This is a genomic window from Staphylococcus sp. SUC_1.2, from assembly GCF_026222585.1.
Window position 1 is genome coordinate 1 of record NZ_JANJPM010000064.1, and the last position, 3530, is coordinate 3530.

The 3530-nt window shown below is 27.7% G+C and carries 2 protein-coding genes and 1 pseudogene; 1 reads left to right on the forward strand and 2 read right to left on the reverse strand.

Going from position 1 to position 3530, the window contains the following annotated elements; all coding sequences use genetic code 11:
• Positions 1–699, forward strand: a pseudogene (locus tag NR218_RS12480) (transposase); the annotation flags it as partial.
• Positions 700–1197: 498 nt separating this feature from the next.
• Here NR218_RS12480 and NR218_RS12485 read toward each other — a convergent pair.
• Together NR218_RS12485 and NR218_RS12490 are read right to left on the reverse strand one after the other, a co-directional pair.
• Positions 1198–2820, reverse strand: coding sequence for a hypothetical protein (locus NR218_RS12485; protein WP_037559321.1), 1623 nt, complete (start codon positions 2818–2820; stop codon positions 1198–1200).
• Positions 2821–2924: 104 nt separating this feature from the next.
• The coding region (locus tag NR218_RS12490; RefSeq protein ID WP_265883443.1) for an LPXTG cell wall anchor domain-containing protein at positions 2925–3530 on the reverse strand (606 nt) is incomplete at its 5' end.

The window sequence follows — 3530 nt, forward strand, 5'->3', positions numbered from 1 at the left end:
AATTCAAGAGACCTACGGTCATTTACCTAAATATATTGTAGCTGACGCAGGTTATGGTAGCGAACCCAATTATATGGTAATTATAAATGATTTTAATCGAATACCGCTTATAACCTAAAAGATAAAACTAAAAAATATAAAAGTGACATCTTTAATACTCAAAATTGGGATTATGACGAAATTAACGATGAATACATTTGTCCAAACAATAAGCGATTAGATTTTAAAAAATATGCCTATCGCCATGATAAATATGGTTTTAAACGGGACTTTAAATTATATGAATGTGATGATTGTTTAGAATGCCTTCTGAAACACCAATGTATGAAATTTAATTCAAAAACGAATAAAAAAATACTAAAAAATTATAATTGGAAATATGTTAAAGCCCAAATTAATAAAAAGCTTTCAGAACTAAAAACAAAAACTATCTACAGTCAAAGAAAAATTGATGTGGAACCTGTTTTTGGATTTACAAAGGCTATTTTAGGTTTCACTCGAATCTCCGTTCAAGGGATAAATAAAGCCAAAAGAGAACTAGGATTTGTATTAATGACGCTCAATATAAGAAAAGTAACAGCTCAGCGAGCTGAAAATAATCAAAAAATTTATAAAAAAGACAATTTTTATATTATTTCAATAGAAATTGTCTTTTCTCACTTATCCAGAAATTTTATGTCCCGGACTCTTTTAATGTAATTCTATCTTTTTAAAAACTAAAATATACTTAAAAAATACATTAATTAAATAAAACGATTTATCACTAAGAGAAAATAAATATAAAAATTTAGAAATTATAAAACAATAAAATTAAAAAATGTTCATCAAAAATTTATGTAATTTTACTTAGCACTATAAAACTAAACATCTAAAAAATTAAAAATCTTTAAATAATTGAAAAAATATAAATAAACCATAGTTATTGATTTTATTTATAAGATTCTAGAATTTTAAACATTCTTTTCTAATATATTATATATGATAACCAATTATTTTAAATAATAAATTTAAAACAATAATCAAAAATTCGAATTATTATTTAAAAATACATCTTGTACTAATAATTATCACAAGATGTATTTTTTCATCTACTTATAAAGAGTTAAAAAGTAATTTTGATATACAATACAAGAAAAAATTTTTAAATAATTCACTGATTAACGTTCCATACAAGTTCTACTAAATATAGAAATATATTTATTTTTTAAAAATTTTTCGAAATTGTACGTATCCAGAGACATAGTGTTCAATGTCATCTATTCTCACTCGATACCCATGATGTTTGATAAAGAAGCTACCAAGAACTCGACTAGGTTTTTTAAAATACATTGCTACTTCGGGATAAAAAAATCCAGTACGTTGATAATCAGCTCTTGTATGAATCACATCAACTATTCTTTGTTCATCCACTAAATTATTCACTACATAATCAAAACCTGTTTCCTTAGCTTTTTGAATTAATTTATATGTTGCCATTAACATTTCTAAAAACGTTGGGAATGTTGTTTCACGTTGCTCAATATAATCTAAATAATTATTAACATTCTTAATACCAAACTCAAAGTATTCTTCTTTAGGAGCGATTTGTACTAATTCATTTGTACAATAACCTAGCCAATGATCATGATATTGCCAATAATCATTTTTTATAAAATGATCTAACAATTTTTTAACAACATTTAACCAAACTTCATCATTATCTTGCTGATATAATCGTAACAAAGCTAATGCTGCTTCACCATCATAATAAATAATTCTAAATTTTTCTTTCACGGTTAAATCTGGATAGTTTAAAATATGAGTAGTTTCATAAGTGGATTTGTTAATCATAGATAAGATACCACGAGCAGTTTTTTGAGCAATATTAAGATAATAATCATTTTTTCTATATTTTAAATATTCACAAATTGCGAATATAAATGCCGCATTTTGTCCTAGTTTAATTTCATTAAGTTCTTCAGTATCATCAAATATATATCCTATATTATCCTTTTCATAAAAATTATTTTCTATTATATAATCTATTGCTCGCTCTACTGGTGATAAATTTTCTCCTATATATCCTAATCCTTCAACTAATGCATACGTAGAAGAAGAATGTCTCAATATATTATAAAAGTTTATCTCATTATCAAAATGAGGAAAATAACCATAAATATATCTTCCATTATCTAAAATCATATTTTTTAAAAAATGTGTGCCGCTTTTTATCAATTTATCTATTTCTTTATATAGATCCTGTGTTTTTCTTAAGCCTTTTTTGTATCCCTCGCTATATAGTTCGAAAACATCCTTTTCCTCTAACATAAACCCTTTAGTATAAAATTTAATAACTTCTTTATTTTCATAGAAATCATAATTAAAACTTTTCTTATGATTTGTATATTTTCTTAAATAATTATTAATATTTTTTTCTGACAAAATCAGTTTCTTTTTCCCATTATTTTCTATTGGTTTGACAAATGCATTGGCATTGATTTCCTCTGGTAAAAATGATAAATCCCAATAATCATCAAAAGCTACACCAAAATCTACATAATTTCTTCTTGTTTTAATTATTTCATTACTCACTTTTTCAAATAATATTTTTTCACTTTTTATAACAATATCTAACTTTATCCAAATTGGATATTTTCCAGTTTTTTTTCTAAATTTCTGTATCTCATTTATAACATTTCTTTTAAGATAATTTGGTTTTTTTAATAATTTGACAGTAGCTTTGATATTAGAATTTCCTAAACTAAGAAAAATTTTATTTTTAATTTCAGTAGTATTTTCTATATAACTAATTAATTTATCTACTCTACTTTCAATATCCATTTATTTATCTCCTATTACAAAACTTATTTTATTTATTAATAGAAAATTAAAAGCCAGGCCATTTAGACCTAGCTTTTAACTTTTAACTAATTAAAATAGCATAATTATTTTTCTTTGTTTTCTCTTTTACGACGTTTGCCTAATAGTAAAGCACCTAAACCAGCAAACATTGATCCAAATAAAACACCATTAGAATTATTTTCACCAGTATCTGGTAATTTTTTATCTGAATCTGAATCGCTATCGCTGTCAGAGTCTGAATCTGAGTCGCTGTCAGAGTCTGAGTCTGAATCGCTGTCGCTGTCTGAATCTGAGTCTGAGTCAGAGTCGCTGTCGCTGTCAGAATCTGAGTCAGAGTCGCTATCGCTGTCAGAGTCTGAGTCAGAGTCGCTGTCGCTGTCAGAATCTGAGTCAGAGTCGCTATCGCTGTCAGAGTCTGAGTCAGAGTCGCTGTCGCTGTCTGAGTCTGAGTCTGAATCTGAGTCGCTGTCGCTGTCAGAGTCTGAATCGCTGTCGCTGTCAGAGTCTGAATCGCTGTCGCTATCTGAGTCAGAGTCTGAATCACTGTCTGAGTCTGAGTCGCTGTCGCTGTCAGAATCTGAGTCAGAGTCGCTATCGCTGTCAGAGTCTGAATCGCTGTCGCTGTCAGAGTCAGAGTCTGAGTCGCTATCTGAATCTGAGTCTGAATCGCTATCGCTGTCAGAGTCTGA